This is a genomic window from Klebsiella sp. GG_Kp146 (assembly GCF_040061975.1).
Classification (GTDB): Bacteria; Pseudomonadota; Gammaproteobacteria; order Enterobacterales; family Enterobacteriaceae; genus Klebsiella; species Klebsiella quasipneumoniae.
In genome coordinates this window covers 122631-146497 of the sequence record NZ_JBEAHA010000002.1, presented here as the reverse complement: position 1 = coordinate 146497, position 23867 = coordinate 122631, and the positions used below count along the sequence as shown (strand labels likewise).

The 23867-nt window shown below is 59.8% G+C and carries 27 protein-coding genes and 1 riboswitch; of the genes, 20 read left to right on the top strand and 7 right to left on the bottom strand.

Translation table 11 applies throughout. The features are described from left to right. Positions 1-11: 11 nt before the first annotated feature. Genes pduH through pduA form a run of 7 tightly spaced genes read right to left on the bottom strand, consistent with a single transcriptional unit; the run spans position 12 to position 6197 of the window. Positions 12-362 (bottom strand): propanediol dehydratase reactivase beta subunit PduH, encoded by a 351-nt coding sequence (pduH, locus tag ABLU95_RS03010; protein ID WP_004105142.1) that lies wholly within the window; start codon positions 360-362, stop codon positions 12-14. After that, the gene (gene pduG / locus ABLU95_RS03005) at positions 352-2184 is read right to left on the bottom strand and encodes a propanediol dehydratase reactivase alpha subunit PduG (RefSeq protein WP_004105140.1); all 1833 of its coding nucleotides are present in this window, start codon (positions 2182-2184) and stop codon (positions 352-354) included. The genes pduH and pduG overlap by 11 nt, the downstream gene beginning before the upstream one ends. A 15-nt stretch (positions 2185-2199) precedes the next feature. Next, positions 2200-2721: a propanediol dehydratase small subunit PduE gene (gene pduE, locus ABLU95_RS03000; RefSeq protein ID WP_004115017.1), complete on the bottom strand. Its 522-nt coding sequence runs from the start codon at positions 2719-2721 to the stop codon at positions 2200-2202. A gap of 14 nt (positions 2722-2735) precedes the next feature. Beyond that, the gene (gene pduD / locus ABLU95_RS02995) at positions 2736-3410 is read right to left on the bottom strand and encodes a propanediol dehydratase medium subunit PduD (RefSeq protein ID WP_101992526.1); all 675 of its coding nucleotides are present in this window, start codon (positions 3408-3410) and stop codon (positions 2736-2738) included. A gap of 10 nt (positions 3411-3420) precedes the next feature. Further along, complete coding sequence (pduC, locus tag ABLU95_RS02990; RefSeq protein WP_004105132.1) at positions 3421-5085, bottom strand: propanediol dehydratase large subunit PduC; 1665 nt, start codon at positions 5083-5085, stop codon at positions 3421-3423. Positions 5086-5103: 18 nt separating this feature from the next. Beyond that, positions 5104-5916 carry a propanediol utilization microcompartment protein PduB gene (gene pduB, locus ABLU95_RS02985; protein WP_004105122.1) on the bottom strand — a complete coding sequence of 271 codons (813 nt, stop codon included), beginning with the start codon at positions 5914-5916 and terminating at the stop codon, positions 5104-5106. Next, complete coding sequence (gene pduA, locus ABLU95_RS02980; RefSeq protein ID WP_001183618.1) at positions 5913-6197, bottom strand: propanediol utilization microcompartment protein PduA; 285 nt, start codon at positions 6195-6197, stop codon at positions 5913-5915. The genes pduB and pduA overlap by 4 nt, the downstream gene beginning before the upstream one ends. A 525-nt stretch (positions 6198-6722) precedes the next feature. Between pduA and pduF the strand changes: the two genes are divergently transcribed. From pduF to cobU, 20 genes are all read left to right on the top strand, one after another. Beyond that, positions 6723-7523 carry a propanediol diffusion facilitator PduF gene (gene pduF / locus ABLU95_RS02975; RefSeq protein WP_004105118.1) on the top strand — a complete coding sequence of 267 codons (801 nt, stop codon included), beginning with the start codon at positions 6723-6725 and terminating at the stop codon, positions 7521-7523. A 188-nt stretch (positions 7524-7711) separates the two neighbouring features. Then, positions 7712-8623, top strand: coding sequence for a regulatory protein PocR (gene pocR, locus ABLU95_RS02970; RefSeq protein WP_023290877.1), 912 nt, complete (start codon positions 7712-7714; stop codon positions 8621-8623). A gap of 300 nt (positions 8624-8923) precedes the next feature. After that, positions 8924-9092, top strand: a riboswitch (cobalamin riboswitch). An 87-nt stretch (positions 9093-9179) separates the two neighbouring features. Next, positions 9180-10559, top strand: coding sequence for a cobyrinate a,c-diamide synthase (locus ABLU95_RS02965; protein ID WP_348878786.1), 1380 nt, complete (start codon positions 9180-9182; stop codon positions 10557-10559). Then, positions 10556-11515: an adenosylcobinamide-phosphate synthase CbiB gene (gene cbiB / locus ABLU95_RS02960; protein ID WP_348878785.1), complete on the top strand. Its 960-nt coding sequence runs from the start codon at positions 10556-10558 to the stop codon at positions 11513-11515. Before ABLU95_RS02965 ends, cbiB begins: the two co-directional genes overlap by 4 nt. Positions 11516-11525: 10 nt before the next feature. Then, positions 11526-12158 carry a cobalt-precorrin-8 methylmutase gene (locus tag ABLU95_RS02955; protein WP_004105109.1) on the top strand — a complete coding sequence of 211 codons (633 nt, stop codon included), beginning with the start codon at positions 11526-11528 and terminating at the stop codon, positions 12156-12158. After that, a complete protein-coding gene (cbiD, locus tag ABLU95_RS02950; RefSeq protein ID WP_004114997.1) occupies positions 12155-13294 on the top strand; it encodes a cobalt-precorrin-5B (C(1))-methyltransferase CbiD in 1140 nt (379 codons plus the stop codon). Before ABLU95_RS02955 ends, cbiD begins: the two co-directional genes overlap by 4 nt. Further along, entirely contained in the window at positions 13288-13893 is a 606-nt protein-coding gene (locus tag ABLU95_RS02945; protein ID WP_004114996.1) for a cobalt-precorrin-7 (C(5))-methyltransferase, read from the top strand. The genes cbiD and ABLU95_RS02945 overlap by 7 nt, the downstream gene beginning before the upstream one ends. After that, positions 13883-14452: a decarboxylating cobalt-precorrin-6B (C(15))-methyltransferase gene (locus ABLU95_RS02940; protein ID WP_348878782.1), complete on the top strand. Its 570-nt coding sequence runs from the start codon at positions 13883-13885 to the stop codon at positions 14450-14452. Before ABLU95_RS02945 ends, ABLU95_RS02940 begins: the two co-directional genes overlap by 11 nt. Further along, positions 14445-15218 (top strand): cobalt-precorrin-4 methyltransferase, encoded by a 774-nt coding sequence (locus tag ABLU95_RS02935; RefSeq protein WP_087849640.1) that lies wholly within the window; start codon positions 14445-14447, stop codon positions 15216-15218. Before ABLU95_RS02940 ends, ABLU95_RS02935 begins: the two co-directional genes overlap by 8 nt. After that, positions 15199-16254: a cobalt-precorrin 5A hydrolase gene (cbiG, locus tag ABLU95_RS02930; RefSeq protein ID WP_004114992.1), complete on the top strand. Its 1056-nt coding sequence runs from the start codon at positions 15199-15201 to the stop codon at positions 16252-16254. Before ABLU95_RS02935 ends, cbiG begins: the two co-directional genes overlap by 20 nt. Further along, complete coding sequence (locus tag ABLU95_RS02925) at positions 16254-16979, top strand: precorrin-3B C(17)-methyltransferase (protein WP_004105101.1); 726 nt, start codon at positions 16254-16256, stop codon at positions 16977-16979. Before cbiG ends, ABLU95_RS02925 begins: the two co-directional genes overlap by 1 nt. Next, the gene (locus ABLU95_RS02920) at positions 16976-17761 is read left to right on the top strand and encodes a cobalt-precorrin-6A reductase (protein WP_087849638.1); all 786 of its coding nucleotides are present in this window, start codon (positions 16976-16978) and stop codon (positions 17759-17761) included. Before ABLU95_RS02925 ends, ABLU95_RS02920 begins: the two co-directional genes overlap by 4 nt. 10 nt (positions 17762-17771) lie before the next feature. Continuing rightward, the gene (locus ABLU95_RS02915; protein ID WP_101977747.1) at positions 17772-18566 is read left to right on the top strand and encodes a sirohydrochlorin cobaltochelatase; all 795 of its coding nucleotides are present in this window, start codon (positions 17772-17774) and stop codon (positions 18564-18566) included. Further along, the gene (locus ABLU95_RS02910) at positions 18563-19276 is read left to right on the top strand and encodes a cobalt-factor II C(20)-methyltransferase (RefSeq protein ID WP_101977748.1); all 714 of its coding nucleotides are present in this window, start codon (positions 18563-18565) and stop codon (positions 19274-19276) included. The genes ABLU95_RS02915 and ABLU95_RS02910 overlap by 4 nt, the downstream gene beginning before the upstream one ends. Then, the gene (gene cbiM / locus ABLU95_RS02905) at positions 19273-20010 is read left to right on the top strand and encodes a cobalt ECF transporter S component CbiM (RefSeq protein WP_243805888.1); all 738 of its coding nucleotides are present in this window, start codon (positions 19273-19275) and stop codon (positions 20008-20010) included. The genes ABLU95_RS02910 and cbiM overlap by 4 nt, the downstream gene beginning before the upstream one ends. Before the next feature lies 1 nt (position 20011). Continuing rightward, on the top strand, positions 20012-20293 hold the full coding sequence (locus ABLU95_RS02900; RefSeq protein WP_004105092.1) for an energy-coupling factor ABC transporter substrate-binding protein: 282 nt from the start codon (positions 20012-20014) through the stop codon (positions 20291-20293). After that, entirely contained in the window at positions 20280-20957 is a 678-nt protein-coding gene (locus ABLU95_RS02895) for an energy-coupling factor ABC transporter transmembrane protein (protein ID WP_014839396.1), read from the top strand. Before ABLU95_RS02900 ends, ABLU95_RS02895 begins: the two co-directional genes overlap by 14 nt. Positions 20958-20965: 8 nt before the next feature. After that, positions 20966-21781, top strand: a complete 816-nt coding sequence (locus ABLU95_RS02890) for an energy-coupling factor ABC transporter ATP-binding protein (protein ID WP_109546986.1) — start codon at positions 20966-20968, stop codon at positions 21779-21781. Continuing rightward, a complete protein-coding gene (locus ABLU95_RS02885) occupies positions 21778-23301 on the top strand; it encodes a cobyric acid synthase (RefSeq protein WP_243805890.1) in 1524 nt (507 codons plus the stop codon). The genes ABLU95_RS02890 and ABLU95_RS02885 overlap by 4 nt, the downstream gene beginning before the upstream one ends. Then, positions 23295-23840, top strand: a complete 546-nt coding sequence (gene cobU / locus ABLU95_RS02880; RefSeq protein ID WP_087849635.1) for a bifunctional adenosylcobinamide kinase/adenosylcobinamide-phosphate guanylyltransferase — start codon at positions 23295-23297, stop codon at positions 23838-23840. Before ABLU95_RS02885 ends, cobU begins: the two co-directional genes overlap by 7 nt. Positions 23841-23867 lie beyond the last annotated feature (27 nt).

Genomic DNA, 23867 nt, shown 5'->3' with positions numbered 1-23867 from the left:
TCTCCTGTTGCTTAGCTATTCAGATCCCGGAACGGGATCCCTTTGACCAGCCGTGCCGCGTTATTACCGGTGTTACGTTGGGCCTGACTGTCCTGATGATGCATCAGCGTAAAAAGCGGCGCCGATGCGGGTAAATTCTTGTAGTGCACGACCAGCGTATGGCGATCGCAGGCGATGCCCACCAGTAGCGGCGAGCTGCGCGCCGCCTGCCAGGCGCTGTCCACGACATCCCCGGCCGGGTGATGCTGGAGCAGGAAAGGAATGCCTTCCTCTTCGATACCCAGCAGCACTTCGCGCCACAGGCCGTCGCAGCCGTCGATGGCGGCGATCACAATAGCCGGAGCGCTGTGATTACTGTCCATGCGCGAACTCCTTATGCCAGGAGAGAATCAGGCCGGTGGCCACCGCGTTTCTGGGGCCCTCGCTGCCGCGAATATTTCCCCGCCCGGCAACCAGGCGGTAGTGCGCCAGCGCATCTGTGACCAGCTGCGGGACCTCGAAATCCAGCGACGAACCGCCGACCAGCACCACGAACGGAATATCGCGAATGTTGCCGGTGGGGCTGACCTGACGCAGTGCGCGCAGGGCGTTGGTGACAAAGACCCGCTCTTTGGCGCTGCGGCGAATGGCGCGTACTTTTTCCAGCGCTAAGTCGCCGGGTAGCGGCACCAGTTCGTCCGGTTTCACCACGCAGACGCGGGCGAATACGGCGGGGGGCAGCGGCGTGGAGAAGAACTGCACGCTGCCGTCCTCGTGGCGTAAATGGAACAGACTTTCCACCTTGGCCAGCGGATACTTCTTGATCTCTTCCGCCAGATAGCGGTCTTCCAGCCCCAGCTCGCGGGCAATAATCATCGTCACCATATCGCCAGCTCCGGCGAGGTGAGTGGCGATGATTTCGCCTTTGGGGTTGATGATGGAGGCATCGGTGGAGCCTGCGCCGAGGTCGAGGATCGCCAGCGGTCGGGTGGTACCCGGCGTGGTCAGCGCGCCCAGAATGGCGGCTTCGGCCTCGGCGCCGCCGATCTGCACGTCGATATTGAGCTTCTGCTCGATTTCGCGGGCAATCATCGCCATCTGCAAACGATCCGATTTCACCATTGAGGCGATGCCCACGGCCTGCTCCAGCGAGAACTCCCCGGCAAGACCGCCGGTGACGCTCACCGGCACCGAGGTATCGACGGCCAGCAGGTCCTGAATGAATATTTCGCTGCTGGGCTTGTTGGTCAACTCGGCCATGGTCTGGCGCACGTGTTCCAGCATGCCGCCGATATTGGTCCCCGACTCGCCGGTGACGTTATCGAGCTTGCCGCAGCCGTCGACCGCTTTCATGATGGCTTCGGCGCCAGCGGCAACGTCTACGCGTACGCTCCGGCCCTGGGCCAGCAGCTCAAGGTTACCGGCGGGTATCGCGCGCGCTTTGACGTCACCGGATGGCGTTTTGACCACCACGGCGGAACGGTTGCCAATCAGCGCGCGAGCCATCGGGACGATGTTTTTCGTCTCCTCGGCGTTGAGGTTGAATACGGTGGCGATGCCGTACGGGTTAGAGAGCGTTTCGATGACCTTCCCCGGGACGGCGACCTCAATTGCCGCCAGCATTCCCAGCGGAATGCGGTCGATGTACAGCACTTCATCAACAATCGGCAGCGGTTTTTCCAGCCGGTTGCTGACCAGTACGCCATCGTCACGTTGCAAAATGACGCCGGTAATCTGATATCCGGCGCGCAGTGAAGCGTTAATCACGCTGGCGATATCGGCAAAATCGAACGCCGACGACACCACCAGGATATAGGGCGCGTCCGCCGGGCGGGTTAACAGCTCCTGCGGCGTAATGGTGATGCCCACGCCAAGCCCCGCGCCGCCGGGCGTTTTCGGGTTATGGCCGATCATGGTCGATTCGGTGATGATGGTCTCGGTAATGGTTTCCATCGCCACATCGCCAATCACCGGCGTAGCTTCATTAATGCGGATGAGCGAAATATCGCTGACAGCGATCCCGGCGCCTCTGGCGACGAGGGCGAGCGCCTCCTGAATACCGAACACGTTACGCAACGTGCCTTTGATCCCGGTGGTTTCCGCCAGCGCGCTGTGGGTGATTGTCAGCGTGCCAGCCTCATTCAGAGTCGCCAGGGCGACTTCCGTCGATGAGTTGCCGATATCAATGCCAGCTATATATCGCATCACATACCCCTGTAATTAATCGTCGCCTTTGAGTTTTTTACGCTCGACGTACAGCGTTGCCGCTTCGCGAACGAAAGCGGCGCAAATCTTCGCCTGATAGCGGCTTTCGAGATCGTCGGCGATCGCCAGCAGCTCCTCTTTCGTCGAGCGATAGGGGCGGAGGGCGTTGTAGATTTCAAGAATGCGATCGTCCGGTACCGCGGTCAGTTCGGCGGCGCGTTCGAAGTTCATCGCCAGCCGGTCGCGGCCCGCGTCCCTGGCGATAGAAGCCTGTAAGCGCAGCGTTTCCGGGGTAATACGCATATCCTGGGCGGTAACTTTGTTGCTCAGCACGTTTTCCAGCGTAAAGTCGTCCAGCGTTTTATTGGTGGCGGTTTTCACCCATTCCGGGTGTTTGTTCGCCAGCGGGTAGTCGCTGACCTTTGCGCTACGGGACGTGCCGTCTGCCGCCGGAGCCGCCGTCGGCGCCTCGCCCTGCAGGCTGTTCATGCGGCTTAATACGTCGCGCACCATCGATTCAATTGCGTCGGTATTCATGGAGTTATCCTTTATCAAAGCGCCACGCGCAGTTCCTGCGGGTTTTTGCCCGTCACCACGTACTTGGTCTCTTTAATGTGCAAAATGGCCGATTTCGCCTGGTATTTTGGCCGCGCCATCTGGTCGTTCAGCGTCGGGACCGGCTGCGGCGATTCGCGTTTCGCATAGCGGGCGGCGTTTTTACCAATCTGGCGATAGGTTTCCAGGGTCAGCAGCGGCGCCTGGGGGAACAGCTCCAGGTTAGAGAGCGGCGGCAGCCCCTGCTGGTGAATCACCGTGGTGCCTTTTGACTGGATGCCGATAGAGATGCCGGAACCGCTCAGGCGATTGCCTTCAACGGCGACGAAGGCCACGTCGGAGGATTTAAAGCAGCGAATCACGCGCGCCTTAATGCCTTCTTCTTCAATACCGGCAATGACTTCGCGCAAAATGTTCTTATGCGGTATGCCGACGATATTGACGGTCTGCGCCAGGCCGAAAGCCGGGCCGACGGCGATAATCACTTCGTCCTGCTGGGTTCCCTGACGCGCTTCGCCCACTTCCGTCAGGAAGCCGTCGCCGGCGGGCGGCGTGGCCCGGGGCGCCGCGGAGGCCGCTGGCGCAGTAAACGAGACGGGCTTATCGCTGCCCTTCATCTCGTTGAGCACTTCTTCAATTATCTGGCGCAGCAATTTTTCATTAATTTCCATTTCTCACCCCTTAATCAATCTCGTTGGGATCAAGAGCGCCAGGGATGTTTTTAATCTCTTCCCAGCGTTCGCCCTGCAGGCGATAGCCCGTTGCCGGACCGGCATAGTCGTTGACGTCGTTGACGGCCGACAGCACCTGCCCGTCGCCGACGATAATCGCGGAGGTATGCAGGTAGTCCCCGGTCAGCTTGGCTTTCTGGATGTTGAGCATGTCCTGGGCCACGTCGGTGAAGCCGCCCTGCGCCAGCGCTTTCACTACTTCCAGGCCGTTGCGGTTTTTATTGATGATTTCCTGGGCGAACTTGATGTCTTCGACGATGTTGCGCTCCGGCATATCTTTCGAACCGTGGGCGTAGGTCGCGGCTTCCACTTCTTCATCGGTAATCGGCGGCAGCCCCATTCCGGCAAACACGGCCTGCAGCGCGCGGGCGGCTTTGTTACGGATGGCGATGACGTCCTCTTCGCGAACCGGACGCAGACCGCCGTCCACCTTCAGGTCGCGCTGGATGACGTTGTAGTCGTCAAAGTCTTCGGCATCTTCGTTGGAACCGGCGAACATGTTGTCGTAGTTCGGCACCGCGGAATAACCGGAAGAGATAAAGTCGGTCCCCGGCAGAAACTGCATCAGCAGGCGCGCGGTACGACGCATATCGGAGTGGGTGAAGGTCTGGTCGTTACTGGAGGCGCACTCCAGATCCAGCGACGAACAGATCAGGTTTTCCGCCAGCACCGCGCGAATGCCGGAAGGCACCGCAGACGGCACACCGATGCAGCTAACGGAACCGTTTTGCAGGCCCTGTACGCCCGCGGCTTTGGTGATGTAGATGCAGCGCGCTTCCAGGTAAAGCATGGATTTGCCTTCGGCGTAGCCCATCTGCACTTCGGAGCCGGAGCCGGAGGTGAAGCGCATTTTCAGACCGCGAGAGGCGTAGGAGGAGGCTAAGAAACCCTTCGACCACGGCGTGTCGTCGCCGTCGGTAAAGACCGGTTCGGTACCGTAGACGGAGATGGTTTCGGCGTAGCAGGTGTGGCCCAGCATGCCGAGCTTCAGCTCGGTGGCTTCTTCCAGCGAGCACTGAGTCAGTACGCCCGGACGGCCTACCTGCGAGCCGACCAGCAGCGCGATGGCGTTGAACGGCGCGTAGCGCGCTACCGCAACGGTGGTTTCCTGTTCGTCAAATCCGCGCCATGCGCCTTCGGCGGCGTCGGCGGCAATCTGTACCGGATTATCTTTGACGTTGGTGACGTGCGCCTGCTGGGATGGGGTGCGGCGGGCGCGCATTTTCTGCATCGCCATCATCATCTCAACGACGTTCATATGCGAAACCACTTCGACAATTTTTGCCGGCGTCATCGCGGTGGTCAGCGGGACGATTTCGCTGCGTTTAACGTTCGGATCGCACAGCATGTTGGCCAGCTTAACCGAATCCATCGCCATCACTTCTTCGGCGCGATTCAGGTTGATACCGTAGCGGGCGATAAAGTGGTCGATCAGGTCAAAATCGCTCACCGGTTTTCCGTCCAGCTCGGTCACCGCGCCGTTAACGATTTTTATCGACGGTTTCGGATCGTTCGGGCTTTCCATCGCGATAAAGCCTTCTTCGATCCACTCCTTAACGAAGCCGTCCTGATTCACAGGGCGTTTCGCCAGTGCTTCAAATCTTTTCGATCTCATGAATCAGCCTCGTGGGTATCAGATGTAGGACGGGCGATCGTTTTTCGGTTCAGAACCGAGGGTCGCAAGGACGGTTTTACCGATTTCGCGCGCGGAGGTGACTGCCTGGCGGACCGCGCCGGAGTCGCCAGAAATCACCAGGATGGCTTCGTTACTGAAGCTGGTGCCGTGCGCCGGAGAGCTATACGCCACGACTTCCACGTTGGCTGACTTCAGGGCGGTATCGGCCATCAGCACGCCCACGGAGGCCGGTGCGCCGACGATAATGCCGCAAGCGCGGCCAATCGGCGCGCCGAAGGCTTTTTCCAGGGCGTAGCTGGCGCGGGCGGTGTACTGCAGCTCGATATGTCCGGCTTCATTGCCGTAAACATCGCCGAAGGTGCGGTCGAGCTCTTTCAGCGCCACTTCAATCCCGCGCTTAACGTCGGAAACGTCGTTGCCGCCTAAAATAATCAGCGAACCGTGGCCTGCACCGCCTTTGGTATCGCGCGGCAGCTCAATGCTGACCACTTCGGTGTTGGTGGCTTTCACCGCTTCGTCCGCCGCCATAATGTGCGGGCCTGCGCCGGTACGGGCGCCGAGAATGCCGATGGAGCGATAGCGCTTTTCAAGCTTCATCGCGTCCAGCAGGGCGGTATCGACGTTGGCGATAACCAGACCCAGGGTGTCGCCAATGGCGGTCCCGACAAATTCCGTTAAACTGCAGCTTTTTTCTGCCATAGCCGTCTCTCGTATTGGATGGTTTTCAGTAGGGATGGCCTGCTGTTCCGGCGTTGCCACGCGGGCAATCACCTGAGCCATGATCTGTTCAACCAGCTCATTGCTGCTCATTGGCTAATTCCCTTCGGTAAGATTTTTTCTACATCGGTGTGAGGGCGTGGGATGACGTGTACGGCTTTCACTTCACCCACGTTACGTGCGGCGGCGGCACCCGCATCGGTGGCCGCTTTTACCGCGCCAACATCGCCGCGCACGATGACGGTTACCAGCCCGGAGCCAATTTTTTCATAGCCCACTAACATCACATTGGCTGACTTAACCATTGCATCAGCGGCCTCTATGGCTGCGGTTAAGCCTTTGGTTTCTACCATTCCTAGTGCTTCTTGTTGCATAAAGACCTCGCATGGAGTGTTCCGATAGTGGGGACTATAAGAAGATGCGAGGAAAAAGAATGGCTGACTTCAATGTGATGGTGAAAAAATAGTGGGTATTGGATAAGATAAAATTGTCGTTTATTTATTTAAGTATTTGATGTTATTTGTTGTTTTTATTTTCGCTGATGTGATTATCTTGTTTTGTATATTCCATATTTACAAATTTGTTCATGACGATTTTAATTTTATCTGCTATGCGCGAGAAACTGATTTGTGATGTTTGTTGGAAAACGATGAGTTGGTTTTAGCAATATTTTTGCATGCCATGGCGGTGGCATAATGGGGAAAGCCGCGCGTGAGCAATGCCATTCTGCGTTATTTAATGACAATAATTTGTTATTGATACCCGAATTTTCCGGAGGCTGCCGTCAGCAGGTTGCCAACAATTTGCGGACGGGAGTTCATATAGTGGTGCGCGTTGTACTCTACTGCCAGCAGGATGTTGGCTGGTCAGGACACGAACTCTGCTAAGAAGGTGTCATAATGAATGATTCGTTAAAAGCGCAATGTACCGCCGAGTTTTTGGGCACCGGGCTGTTTTTGTTTTTCGGCATCGGCTGCCTGAGCGCGTTAAAGGTGGCGGGCGCCAGCCTCGGACTGTGGGAGATATGCATTATCTGGGGGTTGGGGATCTCGCTTGCCGTGTATCTGACGTCGGGGATCTCCGGCGGTCATCTCAACCCGGCGGTGACCGTCGCGTTATGGCTGTTTGCCTGCTTTCCCGGCCGAAAAGTTTTCCCCTATATCGTTTCACAGGTTGCCGGCGCCTTTGGCGGCGCGGTGCTGGCCTATGTGCTGTACAGCACGATGTTCACCGAGTTTGAATCCGCCCACCATATCGCTCGCGGCAGCGTAGAGAGCCTGCAGCTGGCGAGTATTTTCAGCACCTACCCGGCGGCATCGCTGAGCATCTGGCATGCGGCGCTGGTTGAAGTGGTGATCACCTCCATGCTGATGGGGATGATTATGGCGCTGACCGACGACGGCAACGGCGTACCGAAAGGGCCGCTGGCTCCGCTGCTGATCGGCCTGCTGGTGGCGGTCATTGGCGCTTCAACCGGGCCGCTGACCGGCTTTGCGATGAATCCGGCGCGTGATTTTGGGCCGAAGCTGTTTACGTGGATGGCGGGTTGGGGCGATATCGCGATGACCGGCGGAAGGGATATTCCGTACTTTATTGTGCCGATTATTGCGCCACTGATCGGCGCCTGTCTCGGCGCGGCCATCTATCGTTATCTGATTGGTAATAATCTACCGTGTAATACCTGTAAATTAGAGGATTAAGGTCACGGCTGAAATAGCCAAAAATTTTCATGAACCGGTATCACGAACTCGCCAAAAACGTCTCCCACGGATGGGAGACTTTTGCTATCGTATTATTCTTTTATCGTTGGCGGCAATGGATGATGAAAGGAAGTAAATATTAAAGAAATGTTTTATTTATAACAAAAAATTAACTGAGAGGTTTTATCATGATTTCTGCGAGCACACTGAACTCAGAACTCATTAATAAAATCGCACAGGATTTTGCGCAGGCCACCAGTCTGGCGGTGGTGGTCGTCAATATTCATGGTGATGAAATATCTGAACTGTTTAACTTCACCCCTTTTTGCCAGCTGATGCGCCAGCATCCCCAGCACAGCACCCGCTGTCGAATGAGCGACCGCTGCGGCGGGCTTGAGGCGTCTAAAACCGATCAGCTCTGTATCTACCGCTGCCACGCCGGGTTAACCGATTTCTCCATTCCTCTGGTCATTGCCGGGCACCTTGTGGGCTTTGTGCTTTGCGGCCAGGTGCGCTTAAGCAACGATGTTGAACTGGTCGATATCCTCAACGTGGATGACCGCTGGCAGGCCGACCCTGAGCTGCTTAAAGCGTTTCGCGACGTGCCGGAAATGGACTACGCCAGAGTGATTGCTTCTGCTGATTTACTGAAGCTCATCGTCGAAAACTGCCTGAAAAAACAGCTCAACTTTGTGGTGATTAAAGATAATCCCCAGCAGCCGGAACCTGCGCGCGCCAGCCGCGTTGCCAGCCCTCATGACAGCAAAATGAAGAAGGCGCTGCGCTACATTGACGCCCATTTATCCGACGAGCTTCGCCTGGAAGACGTCGCCGCTCACGTTTATCTCAGCCCCTATTACTTCAGTAAGCTGTTCAAAAAATATCAGGGTATTGGCTTTAATGCCTGGGTGAACCATCAGCGGATGGTGAGCGCCAAAGAGCTGCTTTGCCACAGCGACTGGAGCATCGCCAGCATTGCGCGGAATTTAGGATTTTCGCAAACCAGTTATTTTTGCAAAGTTTTTCGCCAGGCCTATCAGGTGACTCCGCAGGCCTATCGCCAGCAAATTAACGCCAGATCACAAACTGAGTCAGTTTAAATGACAATAATTTGTTATCGCCAGTTTTTGTTATACCCGCGTATCCTGCTCATTCTAAAATGAAAATATCTCATTCACAGCAATAAATTGTCATAGCGCAACAAAATAATAATGAGAGAACGATAAACTGCACCAGTTTTTATTTAATTGATGGGATAGAGTGATATCCGAAAAGACTTTCAGCGCGCCATCGGCGTAATGAAATAGCTTTGGTATTTAAAAATTAAGCACGACGGGAGCCATCCAGCTTCCGTAAGATATTCCGGAAATCATGAGAGCAGGGCAGTCCCGCTCGAATCATGACGGACTAAACCGACAGGCGCCAGGGAAGGGGGTGTGAATCCCCCGCAGCCCCCGCTGCTGTGATGCTGACGAACCCATATTTAGCCACTGATCTGCTTAGCGGATTGGGAAGGATGGGGAAGGATGACGCTAAGCCAGAAGACCTGCCTGTCGGTAATAATCAACAACTTCGGTGGGAAGTGGGTTGCTCAGATGCGTACAGTCGAAAGACTGGGAATGCACGCAGCCCTACCACCCGGCACAGGATCGGGGTATGGCAGCCAGGCAGCACGCATTTATTCTCGCAGGTACCGGCAGCGGTTGTGGTAAAACTACGGTCACGCTTGGCCTGCTCAGCCTGTTGAAGCAGCGCGGCATGCGGGTTCAGCCCTGCAAAGTCGGCCCGGACTACCTCGACACCGGCTGGCACACCGCCGTCAGCGGCGTCGCTTCCCGCAACCTCGACAGCTTTATGCTCCCGGAGCCGGTGCTTAACGCGCTATTTTGCGAACAGATGCAGCGGGCGGATATCGCGGTCATTGAGGGCGTGATGGGGCTGTATGACGGCTTCGGTACCGACCCTGGCTACTGCAGCACCGCCGCGATGGCTAAACAGCTCGGCTGTCCGGTCATTTTGCTGGTAGATGGCAAAGCGGTTTCCACCTCCATCGCCGCCACGGTGATGGGATTTCAACACTTCGACCCCAGTCTTAACATTGCCGGCGTTATCGTCAATCGCGTCAACAGCGAATCCCATTATCAGCTTCTCAAAGGCGCCATTGAACGCTATTGCGGGCTGCCGGTGCTCGGCTACGTACCGCGAGTGGAAGGGGTGGCGTTACCCGAACGCCATCTGGGGCTGGTTACCGCTCGCGAGTCGCTGGTTAACCAGCAGCCGTGGCGCGATTTTGCCCACACGCTGGCGCGAACCCTGGATATTGAACGGCTTCTTACCCTCAGCCAGCTCTCCATTCTGCCCACCGGGGAGTGGCCGGCGCTGCCGTCCCCTGATGCTGGCGCGGGCCTGACGCTGGCGCTGGCCGACGACGAGGCCTTCAACTTTTACTACCCGGATAACCTCTCGCTGCTTGAACGCTGCGGAGTGAATATCGTGCGCTTCAGCCCGCTGCGCGATAGCGAGCTGCCACCGTGCCAGATGATTTGGCTCGGCGGCGGCTATCCGGAAATTCATGCCGCCGCGCTGGCGGCCAATACGCCGATGCTGGCGCAGCTGCGGGAGGCGCACCGGCGCGGGGTGGCGATTTACGCCGAATGCGGCGGTCTGATGTATCTCGGCAGCTCCCTGGAAGACGCCAGCGGCGACATCTATCCGATGGCCAACCTGATCCCCGGCCACAGCAAGATGGGCAAACGGCTTACCCGCTTCGGCTACTGCGAGGCGCGGGCGATGCGGCAAACGCTGCTGGCGGCGCCCGGCGAAACCCTGCGCGGGCATGAATTTCACTACTCGGATTTTACTCCCGAGTCCCCGGCGGTTCTGGCCTGCCGCAAGGTCCGCGACGGTATGACCCTTCAGCAGTGGTCCGGCGGCTGGCAGGTGGGCAACACGTTAGCCAGCTATCTGCACCTGCACTTTGCGCAGCGCCCCACCATGCTCAACCACTGGCTGGCTGCGGCAAGGAGCGCGCTATGACGCTGCTGGCATGGGGCGTTGCCTGGCTCCTCGATTTCATCATCGGCGATCCGCAGAGCTGGCCGCATCCGGTGCGCTGGATTGGCAGCCTGATCGCCGCCGTTCAGCGCGGCGTGCGCCGCTATTGCCGTAGCGATGTTGCCTTGCGCATCGGCGGCGGGGTGATGTGGATAGTTGTAGTCGGACTGACGTGGGGCGTCTGCTGGGGCGTGCTGACGCTGGCGCAGAGGATTCATCCGTGGCTTGGCTGGCTGGTTGAGGTCTGGATGATTTTCACCGTGCTGGCCGGACGCTGTCTGGCGCAGTCGGCGCGGGACGTCGAGCGACCGCTGCGCGCGGGGGATCTGGCGGAAAGCCGTAGCAAGCTGTCATGGATTGTCGGGCGCGACACGTCGCAGCTTGCGCCGCAGCAGATTAATCGCGCGGTTGTTGAGACGGTGGCGGAAAACACCGTTGACGGGATTATCGCGCCGCTCTTCTTCCTGCTGCTCGGCGGCGCGCCGCTGGCGATGGCCTATAAAGCGGTCAACACCCTGGATTCGATGGTCGGCTATAAGCACGAAAAATACCGCGCCATCGGCATGGTCAGCGCCCGCCTCGATGATGTCGCCAACTTTATCCCCGCTCGCCTGAGCTGGCTGCTTATCAGCCTCGCCGCTCTCCTCTGCGGTGAAGCGAGTGGCCGCGCGCTGCGCATCGGCTGGCGCGATCGCTACAACCACAGCAGCCCAAACTGCGGATGGTCGGAGGCCGCCGTCGCCGGGGCGCTCGGCATCCGGCTTGGCGGCCCTAACGATTACTTTGGTCAGCGCGTGGAGAAGCCGTGGATTGGCGAGGCGACGCGCGATATTTCCGTAGACGATATTTCCCGAACGATTCGACTGATGTGGGTGTCTTCGACCCTGGCGCTGGCGCTGTTTATGGCGATCCGGTTCTGGCTGGTCGGCGCAGCCTGAGGACAAATGAATGCACTATATCCAGCAACCGCAGGCGATTGAGGCGAAAAGCTTCGACATTATTGGCGACATTATTGCGCAGACCCGCCCGGACTACCGCTTTGCCAGCCCGCTACACGAAGCCATTATCAAGCGGGTGATCCACACCACCGCCGATTTTGACTGGCTGGATATTCTGTGGTTTTCGCCCGACGTGCTTCCTCGCTTAAGCGCCGCCCTGAGCCAGCCCTGCACGCTTTATACCGATACCACCATGGCCCTTTCCGGGATCAATAAAACCCTGCTGGCGAAATTCGGCGGCGAGTGCCGCTGCTATATCAGCGATCCGCGGGTGGTGGCGGAGGCCAAAGCGCAGGGGATGACCCGCTCGATGGCGGCGGTCGATATTGCGGTTGCCGAAGAGGGCGAGAAGGTGTTTGTTTTCGGCAATGCGCCCACCGCGCTGTTTCGTCTGCTGGAGCATGATGTCGCGGTCAACGGCGTGATTGGCGTGCCGGTCGGCTTCGTCGGCGCGGCGGAGTCGAAAGACGCCCTGACGCAGAGCGGCCTGCCGGGCATTGCCGCGCTGGGTCGTAAAGGCGGCAGCAACGTCGCCGCCGCTATCGTCAACGCCATTCTGTACCACTTACAGGGGGCGAGATGAGCGAGCAATCCTTCGACGCCCCGGTGTGGCACAACGGCAAGGCGCTGCGCAAAGGCTATACCACCGGATCCTGCGCGACGGCGGCGGCAAAGGTCGCGGCGCTGATGGTGATGCGCCAGCACCTCATTCATCAGGTCTCCATTGTGACTCCTTCCGGCGTCACCCTGTGTCTTAACGTCGAATCGCCGCACGTCGAAGGGCAGCAGGCGATCGCCGCGATTCGTAAAGACGGCGGCGATGACGTTGACGCCACCCACGGTATGCTGATTTTCGCTCGCGTGACGCTCGACGACTCCGGCGAGATAACCCTGCGCGGCGGCGAAGGTATCGGCACCATCACCCGTAAAGGGATCGGCCTGCCTATCGGCAGCCCGGCGATAAACCGCACCCCGCGCCACACCATTGAGTCGGCGGTGCGCGAAGCGATAGGCCCGTCGCGCGGGGCGACGGTAGAGATTTTCGCCCCGGAGGGCGAGGAGCGGGCGCAGAAAACCTATAACTCGCGGCTGGGGATCCTGGGTGGTATCTCGATTATCGGCACCACCGGTATCGTGACGCCGATGTCGGAAGAGAGCTGGAAGCGTTCGCTGTCGCTGGAGCTGGAAATTAAGCGCGCGGCGGGGCTGGAGCGGGTGGTGCTGGTGCCGGGCAACCACGGTGAACGCTTCGTACGCGAGCAGATGGGCATCGACTCGCAGGTGGTGGTCACCATGAGCAACTTCGTCGGCTACATGATTGAAGAGGCCGTCCGCCTCGGGTTCCGTCAGATTGTGCTGATTGGCCATCCCGGCAAGCTGATTAAAGTCGCCGCCGGGATCTTCCATACCCACAGCCATATCGCCGATGCGCGCATGGAAACGCTGGTCGCACATCTGGCGCTGTTGGGGGCGCCGCTGGCGCTGCTGCAACTGGTGAGCGAATGCGATACCACCGAAGCGGCGATGGAGCACATTGACGCGTACGGTTTTCAGCCTATCTATAACCATCTTGCTGAACGCATCTGCCTGCGGGTGATGCAGATGCTGCGTTTTACCAAAACGCCGCCCGTCTGCGACGCCATCATGTTCTCCTTTGATAACAAGGTCCTCGGCAGCAATCGCCCGGTGGCCGAGATTGCGCGGGAGATGTCATGTTAACGGTGGTTGGCATGGGGCCGTCAGGACTGCATTTGATGACGCCGGCGGCGCAAGATGCGGTCGCCAGTGCGGATGCGCTGGTAGGCGGTAAGCGGCATTTGCAGCAGTTCCCCGGATTTCGCGGCGAACGGTTTGCGCTGGGCGCCAATATTGCCGAACTGCTGGTCTGGCTCGGCGAACGCGCAGCGCAGAAGGTGGTGGTGCTGGCCTCAGGCGACCCGCTCTTTTACGGGATTGGCACGCGGCTGATAGCCCACTTTGGCATCGATCGCGTGCGCATTATTCCCGGCATCAGCGCGGTGCAGTATCTCTGCGCGAAGGCCGGTATCGATATGAACGATATCTGGCTGACCAGCAGCCACGGGCGAGACGTCTGTTTTGATGAGCTGGCGCGTCAGCGCAAGGTGGCGATGGTGACCGACGGACGCTGCGGGCCGCGGGAAATCGCCGCCCAGCTGGCGGCGCGGGGTAAAGGGTATCGCTGGATGGTGATTGGCGAAAATCTGGCGATGGATAACGAGCGGATCCACTGGCTACCGGTCAGTGAGGTCGATGCCGAATATGAGATGAACGCGGTGGTGATCCTCGATGAAAGATGAGCTTTTTCTGCGCGGCGAGAAGGTGCCGATGACCAAAGAAGCGGTTCGCGCGCTGGCGCTGGCCAAACTTGAACTGCACCGGGCAAGCCACCTGATTGATATCGGCGCCGGTACCGGCAGCGTGTCGATTGAGGCGGCGCTGCAGTATCCCTCTTTGCAGGTAACCGCCATCGAACGCAATCCCGCAGCCCTGCAGCTGCTGGACGAAAACCGCCAGCATTTCACCTGCGGCAACATTGAGATCCTGCCCGGCGAAGCGCCGATGGTGATGACCGAGCGGGCCGACGCCATTTTTATGGGCGGCAGCGGCGGCCGTCTCGACGAACTGATTGACTGGTCGTGGCAGCAGCTCTATCCCGGCGGCCGTCTGGTGATGACTTTTATCCTGCAGGAGAACCTGAACGCGGCTCTCGACTATCTGCAGCAGCGGGGGATTACACAGATTGATTGCCTGCTGCTGAACGTTTCATCGCTGACCGCGCTGGGCAGCGGCCACTATTTCAAACCGAATAATCCCGTTTTTGTTATCGCCTGTCAGAAGGAAGAAAACCATGGCTGAGACATTTGACCCCCGTAGTGTGTGGTTCGTTGGCGCAGGGCCGGGCGACCGTGAGCTGATTACCCTCAAGGGCTACCGCTTGCTGCAGCAGGCCCAGGTGGTGATCTACGCCGGGTCGCTGATAAACACCGAGCTGCTGGAGTATTGTCCGCCCGGCGCCGAGTGTCACGACAGCGCCGAACTGCATCTGGAGCAAATTCTCGACCTGATGGAAGCCGGCGTTAAAGCCGGGAAAACGGTAGTGCGTTTACAGACCGGGGACGTGTCGCTGTATGGCTCGGTCCGCGAGCAGGGTGAAGAGCTGACCAAACGCGGTATCGACTGGCAGGTGGTGCCGGGCGTCAGCGCGTTTCTGGGCGCGGCGGCGGAGCTGGGCGTCGAGTACACCGTGCCGGAAGTCTCCCAGAGCCTGATCATCACCCGCCTTGAAGGGCGCACGCCGGTGCCGGCGCGCGAGCAGCTTGAATCATTTGCCAGCCACCAGACTTCAATGGCGATTTACCTTTCCGTGCAGCGCATTCACCGGGTAGCGGAGCGCCTGATTGAAGGCGGCTATCCAGCAACCACGCCGGTGGCGGTGATCTATAAAGCGACCTGGCCGGAAAGCCAGACCGTACGCGGTACGCTGGCGGATATCGGCGACAAGGTACGCGAGGCGGGGATCCGCAAAACGGCGCTCATTCTGGTCGGGAATTTCCTGGGCGCTGAGTATCACTACTCAAAACTCTACGCGGCGGACTTTAGCCATGAATACCGTAAAGCCTGAATCAATCGCACTTTTCTGCCTGACGCCAGGGGGCGTTCGGCTGGCGAAACGGCTGGCGGCGATGCTGCCGTTAACCTGCTTTACCAGCGAGAAGCTGCTGGAAGAGGGTTTTCTCCCCTTTGAAAACGGTTTTGCCAGCGCCGCGCGCGAGGCCTTCAGCAGCTATTCGGCGCTGATTTTCATCGGCGCCACCGGGATCGCGGTACGCGTGCTGGCCCCGCTGGTCAATGATAAGTTCAGCGATCCGGCCGTGGTGGTGATCGACGAACGCGGCCAGCACGTCATTAGCCTGCTTTCCGGCCATGCGGGGGGCGCGAATGCCCTCAGCCGCTATCTGGCCGGGATGCTCGGCGCCGACCCGGTGATCACCACCGCCACCGACGTCAACGAGTTGGCGGCCCTGGATACGCTGGCATTCCAGCTTAATGCCCGGATGAGCGACTTCCGCGCGGCGGTGAAAACCGTCAACCAGATGCTGGTCAGCCATCAGCGCGTCGGTCTGTGGTGGGACGAAGAGCTGGATGAAGACGTCCGCCACTGCGACCGGCGGGGGTTTATCACCGTGGCCGATCTGCACCAGCTTCCCGAGCTGGATGCGCTGGTCTGCGTCACGCTGCGCAACGAACTGCCGCCGATCGCCGTGCCGCACTGGAAGCTGGTGCCGCAGCGGGTGGTCGCCGGAATTGGCTGCCGCCGCGATACGCCATTCCCGCTATTAGCGGCGCTGCTGGCGCGCCAGCTTGAGGCGCAGCGCCTGGATCCGCTGGCGCTGAAAGCTATCGGCAGCGTCACGTTGAAGAAGCACGAGCAGGGGCTGATTCAGCTGGCTTCCTGCTGTCGCGTACCGTTCGAAACCTTTCCCGCTGATGCCCTGCGCGAGCATGAGCATCACTTTCCCGCTTCATCGTTCGTCAGAAAAACCGTCGGCGTGGGGAGCGTATCCGGTCCGGCGGCCTGGCTGCTGAGCCATGGGCAACTGTTAGGCGAAACCCTGCGCGAACAGGGCGTCACTATTACTTTGGGAGTTTCACACTGATGTTAAGCGTAATCGGAATCGGCCCTGGCTCGCAGTCCATGATGACCATGGAGGCCATTGAAGCGCTGCAGGCGGCGGAAATCGTCGTTGGCTATAAGACCTACACGCACCTGGTGAAAGCCTTTACCGGCGATAAGCAGGTGATCAAAACCGGAATGTGCAAAGAGATTGAGCGCTGCCAGGCGGCGATTGAGCTGGCGCAGGCCGGGCATAACGTGGCGCTGATCAGCAGCGGCGATGCCGGTATTTACGGCATGGCCGGACTGGTGCTCGAACTGGTCAGCAAGCAGAAGCTGGATGTGGAAGTCCGCCTGATCCCGGGGATGACCGCCAGCATTGCCGCCGCCTCGCTGCTGGGCGCGCCGCTGATGCACGACTTCTGCCATATCAGCCTCAGCGACCTGCTGACCCCGTGGCCGGTGATTGAAAAACGCATTGTCGCCGCCGGGGAAGCCGACTTCGTCATCTGTTTTTACAACCCGCGCAGCCGCGGCCGCGAGGGCCATCTGGCGCGCGCCTTTGAGCTGTTGTCGGCCAGTAAAAGCGCGCAGACCCCGGTGGGGGTCGTGAAATCCGCCGGACGTAAAAAACAGGAGAAATGGCTGACCACCCTGGGGGAGATGGATTTTGCACCGGTCGATATGACCAGCCTGGTGATCGTCGGCAACAAAGCGACGTATATCCAGGATGGCCTGATGATCACCCCGCGAGGCTACGTGCTGTGAGCCACGGCGAGGTGCTGGTGATGGGCGGAACCAGCGACGCGAGGGCGCTGTGTCAGCAGCTTGACGCGGCGCAGGTCCCCTACACCCTGTCGGTGGCGACGCCCACCGGCCAGCAGCTGGCGGGGGATATTCGCGGCCAGGTGCGCTGCGGGCGCCTCGAGCTGGAGGAGATGATCGCCTGGCTGAAAGCTAACCGGACCCGCTGGGTGATCGATGCTTCTCACCCCTACGCCGAAGCGGTAAGCCGCAATATCGTCCGGGCCTGTGAAACCGCCGGCGTGCTGCTGAGCCGCTATCAGCGCCCGGAGCAGCTGAGCGGCCTGACGCATCCGCTGCTCTATACCGTGGAGAGCATTGAACAAGCCTGCGAGGTGGCGCGGCGTTTCGGCCAGCGCGTGCTGCTCACCACGGGAAGTAAAGATCTGGCGCGCTGGCGGGCGGGATTAGGTGACAAAACGCTGCTGGCACGGGTGTTGCCGGTCGCCGATGTCATCGCGCAATGCGCCGCGCTGGGGTTTGGCGTAGGCGAGATTTTCGCCCTGTGTGGGCCGTTCAGCGCCGCGTTCAACGCCGCTTTCTACCGCCAGTGCCGGGCCGACGTGGTGATCACCAAAGCCTCCGGGGCCGAAGGCGGCTATCAGGAAAAAGTACAACCCTGTCTGGATGCCGGTATCCCCTGCATCGTGATTACGCGCCCGGCGCCGCTGGTGACGGGTGAAGAGTTACTGGAAAGTCAGGCTGCCTTTGCCCGGCGCTTAGCGCGCTGGCTGGCCGCTGCTTAAGGAGTCCTAAATGAAAAAAGCGCTTCTGGTGGTCAGTTTTGGCACCAGCTATCCCGACACCTGTGAAAAGAATATCGTCGCCTGCGAGCGCGAGCTGGCGGCCAGCTGTCCGGACCGCGACACGTTTCGCGCCTTCACCTCCGGGATGATTATCCGCAAGCTCAAACAGCGCGACGGTATCGAGATTGATACGCCGCTGCAGGCGTTGCAGAAGCTGGCCGAGCAGGGCTACCAGGATGTGGCGATTCAGTCGCTGCACATTATCAACGGCGATGAGTATGAAAAGATCGTCCGCGAAGTGCAAAGCCTGCGCCCGCTGTTCCTCCGCCTGACGCTGGGGGCGCCGCTGCTGAGCAGCCATCACGATTATGTCCAGCTGATGCAGGCGCTGCGCCAGCAGATGCCGCCGCTTGCCGCCGATGAAACGGTAGTCTTTATGGGCCACGGCGCCAGCCATCACGCTTTCGCCGCCTACGCCTGTCTGGATCATATGATGACGGCGAAGGGGTTTCCGGCGCGGGTCGGCGCGGTCGAGAGCTATCCGGAAGTCGATATTCTTATCGATAGCCTGCGCCAGCAGGGGGTGAAGGGCGTGCACCTGATGCCGCTGATGCTGGTGGCCGGCGATCACGCCATTAACGATATGGCCTCGGACGAAGAGGACTCCTGGAAAACGCTGTTCAACGCCGCCGGTATCACGGCGACGCCCTGGCTGAACGGGCTGGGAGAGAATCCGGCGGTGCGCGCAATGTTCGTCGCTCACCTGCTGCAGGCGCTGAGCCTGGCAATGGAGGAGGCGGCATGAGCGGCAAACTATATGCCTTAAGTACCGGCCCTGGCGCCGCCGACCTGATCACCGTGCGCGCGGCGCGGGTGCTGGGCACGCTGGACATTCTCTACGCGCCCGCCGGACGTAAAGGCGGCGACAGCCTCGCGCTCTCCATCGTGCGCGAGTATATCGGCGAACGGACCGAAGTACGCTGCTGCCATTTCCCGATGAGCGCCGACAGCGCGGAAAAAGAGGCGGTGTGGGATGAGGTTGCCGCCGCGCTGGTTCAGGAAGTGGAAGCGGGCAAGCAGGTCGGCTTTATTACCCTCGGCGACGCCATGCTGTTCAGCACCTGGGTGTTCTTACTCCAGCGTATCGGCTGCCCGGAGTGGCTGGAGATTGTTCCCGGCGTCACCTCTTTTGCCGCCATTGCCGCGCGTTCAAAAACGCCGCTGGCCATGGAGCAGCAATCGCTGGCGGTGATCTCCTGCACCGCGCCGGAAACGGAAATCGAGCAGGCGCTGCGCCAGCATGAAAGCCTGGTGCTGATGAAAGTGTACGGGCGGTTTCCCCGCATCAAAGCGCTGCTGGCGAAAAACGGTCTGCTGGATGCCGCGCTGATGATGTCTGAAGCCACGCTGCCGGGCGAGCAGTGCTGGCGCCATCTCAATGAGGTCAGCGACGACCAGCCGCTGCCCTATTTCTCGACCATTCTGGTCAATAAACAGTGGGAGTATGCAGAATGAAACGTGAACAACAGCTAAAACGGCTGTCTTTCAGCGGGTTAGCTGCGGCGCTATTGCTGATAGTGGTTCCCGAAAAGGCTTTCGCGATGCACATCATGGAGGGGTTTTTACCGCCGATGTGGGCCCTGGCATGGTGGCTGCTGTTTTTACCCTGCCTGTGGTACGGGCTGGTGCGCCTGCGCCGCATTGTGCAGGAAGATAACAATCAGAAGGTGCTGCTGGCGCTGTGCGGGGCGTTTATTTTTGTCCTCTCGGCGCTGAAAATTCCTTCCGTAACCGGCAGCTGTTCCCACCCGACCGGCGTCGGCCTGGCGGTGATTCTCTTCGGGCCTGGCGTGGTGGCGATCCTTGGTGCCATCGTACTGCTGTTCCAGGCGCTGCTGCTGGCGCACGGCGGGCTGACGACGCTCGGCGCGAACGGGATGTCGATGGCGGTCATCGGGCCGGTGGTCGGCTATATGGTGTGGAAAATGGCCTGCCGCGCGGGCATTCGCCGCGACGTCGGGGTGTTTCTCTGCGCGATGCTGGCGGATCTGGTGACCTACTTTGTCACCTCCGTACAGCTCGGCGTGGCCTTTCCGGATCCCGCCGCCGGCGCGACCGGATCGATCGTCAAGTTTATGGGGATCTTCTGCCTGACGCAGATCCCGATCGCCATTGCTGAAGGGCTGTTAACCGTCATGATCTACGACCAGTTGACCAAACGTCAGCTGATTACCGCACAGGGGCATTAACATGAAAAAGACGCTGATATTGTTCGCCATGGTGGTGGCGCTGGTGATCCTGCCGTTCTTTGTCGATCACGGCGGCGAATTCGGCGGTTCGGACGGCGAGGCGGAGAGCCAGATTCAGGTGGTCGCGCCGCATTATGAGCCGTGGTTCCAGCCGCTGTACGAACCGGCGAGCGGAGAAATTGAGAGCCTGCTGTTTACGCTCCAGGGCTCTCTCGGCGCGGCGGTCATTTTCTATATTCTGGGCTACAGCAAAGGCAGACAGCGCCGTGATGACCGGGTTTGACCGACTCAGCTATCAGAGCCGCTGGTTTCACGTCGCGCCGGAGCGCAAGTTCCTGTTCTGGCTGCTGCTGATGGTGCTGGCTTTTACCCTGCCTCCGCTGGGGCAGGGTATCGAAATGGCGCTGATTGCCGCCTTAACCTGCTGGCTGCTGCGGGTCTCGCCGTGGCGCTGGTGCCGTTGGATGGCGCTGCCGTTTGGCTTCCTGCTGATCGGTGTGCTGACCATTCTGTTTAGCGTTAGCCGCAATCCGCAGGATCTGCTGGTGAGCCTGCCGCTGGGCAGCGTCTGGCTGGGCATCACGTCGGAGGGGCTGACGACCGCCAATCAGACCTTCTGGCGCAGCCTGGCGGCGCTGGCGTCCACCTTCTGGCTGGTGCTGAATCTGCCGTTCCCGCAGCTTATTGTGCTGCTCAAGCGTGGGCGGGTGCCGCGGCTGCTGACCGAGCAAATCCTGCTGACCTGGCGTTTTATTTTTATTCTGTTAGACGAAGCGCTGGCGATTCACCGTGCGCAAACATTACGTTTTGGCTACCGTAGCGTGCCGAAGGGCTATCGTTCGCTGGCGATGCTGGTAGGACTGCTGTTTACCCGGGTGATGATTCGCTACCAGCAGATGAGCACCACGCTGGATATCAAACTGTATCAGGGTGATTTTCACCTTTAAGGATAAGTATGCTTGCCACGACCGATCTCTGGTTTCGCTATCAGGACGAGCCGGTGCTGAAGGGGCTGACGCTGGATTTTTCCCATCACGCCGTGACCGGACTGGTGGGGGCGAACGGCTGCGGAAAATCCACGCTGTTTATGAACCTGAGCGGTCTGCTGCGCCCGCAGAGCGGGGCGGTGCTATGGCAGGGAAAACCGCTGGACTACAGCAAGCGCGGCCTGCTGGCGCTGCGTCAGCAGGTGGCGACCGTTTTCCAGGACCCGGACCAGCAGATTTTCTATACCGATATCGACAGCGATATCGCCTTTAGCCTGCGGAATCTGGGGGTTGCGGAAGAGGAAATTGCCCGCCGGGTGGACGATGCCCTGACTCTCGTCGATGCCCAGGGGTTTCGTCACCAGCCGATTCAGTGCCTGAGCCACGGGCAGAAAAAGCGCGTGGCGATAGCCGGCGCGCTGGTGCTGCAGGCGCGCTATTTACTGCTCGACGAGCCGACGGCGGGTCTCGATCCTTCGGGACGCGCGCAGATGATCGACATTATTAAGCGTATTGCCGATCGGGGCAACCACGTGGCGATCTCCAGCCACGATATCGATCTGATCTATGAAATCAGCGATGCGGTTTACGTCTTACGCCGCGGCGAAGTGCTGGCGCACGGCGAACCCGGGGAGGTGTTTGCCCGCAGCGAACTGATGGCCCGGGCCGGGCTCACCCAGCCGTGGCTGGTGAAACTGCACGCGCAGCTCGGGCTGCCGCTGTGTAAAACCGAAGAGGAATTTTTTACGCGGATGCGAAGCAATGCGATGAAGGAGGCGTCATGACGCTGGCAATTATGTTACAGGGCACCGCTTCTGACGTCGGCAAAAGCGTGCTGGTCGCGGGGCTGTGCCGGATCTTTTATCAGGACGGGCAGCGCACCGCGCCGTTTAAATCGCAGAATATGGCGCTCAATTCCGGTATCACGCCGGATGGCAAAGAGATGGGCCGCGCGCAGATTTTCCAGGCCGAAGCGGCGGGTATTATCCCGGATGTGCGCATGAACCCGGTGCTGCTTAAGCCAACCAGCGACCGCAAAGCGCAGGTGGTGCTGATGGGCAAGGTGGCGACCGATATGGACGCGGTGAGCTATCACGAATATAAACCGCGCCTGCGGGAACAGATCCTCGCGGTTTATAACAGCCTGGCCGCCGAACATGATGTGCTGGTGCTGGAAGGGGCAGGAAGTCCGGCGGAGATCAATCTGCGCGATCGCGACATCGTCAATATGGGCATGGCCGAGATGGCCCAGTGCCCGGTGATCCTCGTGGCGGATATCGATCGCGGCGGCGTATTCGCCTCTATCTACGGCACGCTCGCGCTGCTGCACGATCGCGAGCGAGCGCGGGTCAAGGGCGTGATTATTAATAAATTTCGCGGCGACGTGGCGCTGCTGTATTCCGGGATCGAGCAGATAGAAGCGCTCACCGGCGTCCCGGTGCTCGGCGTCATGCCGTGGCTGGACGTCGATCTTGAAGATGAGGACGGCGTCGCGCTGCAAAAAGGGAAATATCTGCGCACCGACAGGCGCGATATTGAGATTACCGTGATTCAGGTGCCGCACATCTCCAATTTTACCGATTTCAACGCGCTGGCGGCGCAGCCGGACGTCCGCGTCCGCTATGTTCGCCAGCCGCAGGAGCTGGCGGGCGTGGATATGATTATCCTGCCGGGCAGTAAAAATACGCTCGGCGACCTGGGCTGGCTGCGCGAGAGCGGCATGGCGCATGCGGTACTGCAGGCCCGGCGTCAGGGCGTACCGGTGCTGGGGATCTGCGGCGGCTATCAGATGCTCGGCGAAACCATTATCGATGAGGTGGAGTCGGGGCTTGGCACCCAGCCGGGGCTGGGGTTGCTCAATACCGTCACCCACTTTGCGCAGAGCAAAACGACGACCCAGGTCACGGCGACTCTGGCTCCGGTGCTCCCGGCGTGGCTGGCGGCAACGGCGGGGCTGGCGGTAAGCGGCTACGAAATTCATATGGGCGAAACCGAGCTGCGCGACGGCTGCCGTTCGCTGATGCAATTACATAAAGGCGGCCTGAGCGTGGCGGACGGCGCGGTCAGCGATGACGGCCTGGCGTTTGGCACCTATCTGCACGGCCTGTTCGATAGCGATGCCTTTACCCGCGCGCTGGTTAACGGCCTGCGCCAGCGTAAAGGGCTGGCGGCGCTGGATAGCGATTTCGAGTATGCGCAGTATAAATCGCGCCAGTTCGATCTGCTGGCGGACGCGATGCGTCAGCATATTGATATCGAAAAAATCTACGCCATCATGCGCCAACATCAGGAGCCCGTATGCTGACTTTAGTGACCGGCGGGGCGCGCAGCGGTAAAAGCCGTCATGCTGAAGCGCTGATCGCCCATGCGCCGCAGGTACTCTATATCGCCACCTCGCAGATCTTTGATGACGAGATGGCGGCGAGGATCCAGCACCACCGCGACGGCAGGCCCGCGCACTGGCGCACCGCCGAGCGCTGGCAGCAGCTTGATGAACTGATCACCCCGGATATCGCCCCGGAGGAGGCGATTTTGCTGGAATGCATCACCACCCTGGTGACCAACCTGCTGTTTGCGCTGGGGGGCGACAGCTCGCCGGACGGCTGGGATTATGCGGCGATGGAGCGGGCGATCGACGCCGAAATCGCGGTACTGATTGCCGCCTGCCAGCGCTGCCCGGCCCGCGTGGTGCTGGTGACCAACGAGGTAGGGATGGGGATTGTGCCGGAAAACCGTCTTGCCCGCCATTTCCGCGATATCGCCGGACGCGTCAACCAGCGCCTTGCGGCGGCGGCAGACGAGGTGTGGCTGGTGGTGTCGGGCATTGGCGTAAAAATCAAATAGGCCAGGCGCGCCGTAACGGGCGTTATT